3 protein-coding genes are annotated in these 2336 nt (G+C 73.0%); all 3 read left to right on the top strand.

The window, feature by feature from the left end:
- The coding region (locus P7D22_RS22815; protein ID WP_319936540.1) for a lipopolysaccharide biosynthesis protein at positions 1-649 on the top strand (649 nt) is incomplete at its 5' end.
- The gene (locus tag P7D22_RS22810; protein WP_319936539.1) at positions 646-1551 is read left to right on the top strand and encodes a glycosyltransferase family 2 protein; all 906 of its coding nucleotides are present in this window, start codon (positions 646-648) and stop codon (positions 1549-1551) included. The genes P7D22_RS22815 and P7D22_RS22810, both read left to right, overlap by 4 nt.
- On the top strand, positions 1544-2336 hold a 793-nt coding region (locus P7D22_RS22805), incomplete at its 3' end, for a hypothetical protein (RefSeq protein ID WP_319936538.1). The genes P7D22_RS22810 and P7D22_RS22805, both read left to right, overlap by 8 nt.

Genomic DNA, 2336 nt, shown 5'->3' with positions numbered 1-2336 from the left:
AAAACACGCCGGCAGCAGCCGCGCCGCCCGGGCCGGCGCTGCTGCTGCCGGCTTGTTTTGCCATCGGCCTGCAGGGCGTCACCCTGGCGATCGGGGCGAAGTGTCGCCGCAGGCCGTGGGCGCCTTTGTGGCAGCCCGTACCCTGGCCCGGACCCTGGTGCAGGCGACTGGCCTCGTCACCCACGCCCTGATGCCCGAGATGGCGGCCGCCAGCGGGCGGGGCGATGCCGTTGCCGTGGCCGCGATCGCGCGGCTCAATCGCATGGCCGCCCTGGCGCTGCTGGTTCCCGGTGGCGTGGCATTGATCGCGGTTGGGCCATGGCTGTTCGCGACCTGGACGGGAGGGCGTCTCGTCTTGCCGCCCGGCACCTGGCCGCTGATCGTCGTGGCGGCGCTGCTACACGGGTTGTGGCTGTCGCGCGCCAACCTGTTGCTCGCCGTCAATCGGCAGGCCGCCTATGCGGGGCCGTTCTTTCTGGTCGCGGTGGCGACGGTCGGCCTGGCCGCCATGGCGGCCCGCTCCGGCGGCCTGCCGGCCGTGGCGGCCGCCACGGTTCTCGGCGAGGTCGCCATGGTGGTTCGCCTCGCGGGCGTCGAGCGGCGTTCCCGCTCGGCCATGCCACCCCTGACGGAAGCCCTGGCCCGATGACGACGCCGCGCCTCACCGCCGTCCTGGCCTGCCACAACCGTCGGGACAGGACGCTGGCTTGCCTGGAAGCGCTCCTCAATCAGGATCGCGCCGTCGACCTCCGTGTCGTGCTGTTCGACGACGGTTCGGGCGACGGCACCGCGGCCGCGGTACGCCGGCGGGTGCCCGAAGCCCACATCATCACGGGCGACGGCAGCGCCTTCTGGGCCGGCGGCATGCGGGCCGCCTTCGCGGCCGCCTCGGCGACCGATGCCGATTTCATGCTCTGGCTCAACGACGACGTGCACCTCGCCTCGGATGCCGTGGGACGGCTGCTCGACGCTTACCGCGGCCTCGTGGCCGAAGGGCATGGGTTCTGCCTGGTGGGCGGCGCCGTGGTGGACCCGATCGATGGACGCACCACCTACGCGGGCATCCGGCGCCCCTCGGCATGGCGGCCGCTTCGCTTTCAGGTGCAGCCGCCCGACCCGGTCGAGCGGCTGCGCTGCGATACGCTGGTCGGCAACGTGGTGCTGGTGCCGCGCCTGACGGCCGCGCGCGTCGGCGGCATCGGCACGGCCTACCGCCACACGCTCGGCGACCTCGATTACGGGTTGCGGGTCACGGCCGCAGGCGGCTGGGTGGGATTGGCGCCCGGCCATTGCGGCACCTGCGCCCGCGAGGGCGCCGGCCGCTGGTTCGACCCGGCACTGCCGCTGCGGGCCCGCTGGCGCCTCGTGGGCCGGCCACTCGGCTTCCCGCTGCGGCCCTGGTTGCATTTCGCGCGCCAGCATGGCGGTCCTTTCTGGTTCGCCTTTGCGGCACTGCCGTTCTGGCGGCTGCTGGTGCCGCCCCGCCTGGCGCGGCTGGTCGACCGGATGCGGCGGGACCCCTCGCCCACGGGGCGAACCCGCCATGCGTGAGCCAGCCCGATCCCCTCGCCGCGAGGCGGCGCGCCGCGTCACCGTGCGCTTGTTGTTCGTGTTCTACGGGCTGCTGCTCGCCGAAGGGCCCTTGCGCAAATGGGTGCTGCCCGGGGCCAGCAACGCCCTCGTCTTTTTGCGCGATCCCGTGATGCTGATGATCCTGCTGGCCGCCGCGGTCGCCGGGCCGTCGCGCGGTGCCCGGCAGGCCATGGCGCTTTTCGCGGCCGTGGTGCTGGGCTGCCTCGCCTGCGTCACGGGCCAGCTCGCCGGCAGCGACGTGGCGCCTTTGGCGATCTTGGCCGGGCTGCGCAACTACTTCCTGTTCGTGCCGCTTGCCTGGATCGTCGCCGACACCGTCACGGCCGTCGATTATGCCCGCTGGCTGCGGCTGAACCTGTGGCTCGCCGGGCCGATCGGCCTGCTGGTGGTGGTGCAATACCGTTCGGCGCCGACGAGCTTCATTAATGCGGTGCCGGGCGGCGGCAACGACGGCGTGTTCCTGCTGGTCGCCGATGTGGTGCGGCCCTACGGGCTGTTCTCCTTCACGCTCGGCCATTCGGTCTTCGCGGCCTGGATGGTGGGCGTGCTGTTGGCCGGGTTTTCGGCGCGGCGGCGCTTCAACATCGGCCCCTGGCTCGCGGCCGCGGGCGCCCTCGGCACGCTCGCCATGGGGGCCTGCAGCGGATCGCGCACCACGTTGCTGCTGGCGGCCGCGGTGCTGCTGGCCTTCCTGCTGGCCGCCTTGGCGAGCCCCGTCGCCACGCAGCGGCGTCGCGCGATGG

The organism is Lichenihabitans sp. Uapishka_5 (assembly GCF_033947565.1).
GTDB lineage: Bacteria > Pseudomonadota > Alphaproteobacteria > Rhizobiales > Beijerinckiaceae > Lichenihabitans.
This window is presented reverse-complemented; position numbering and strand designations above follow the sequence as displayed.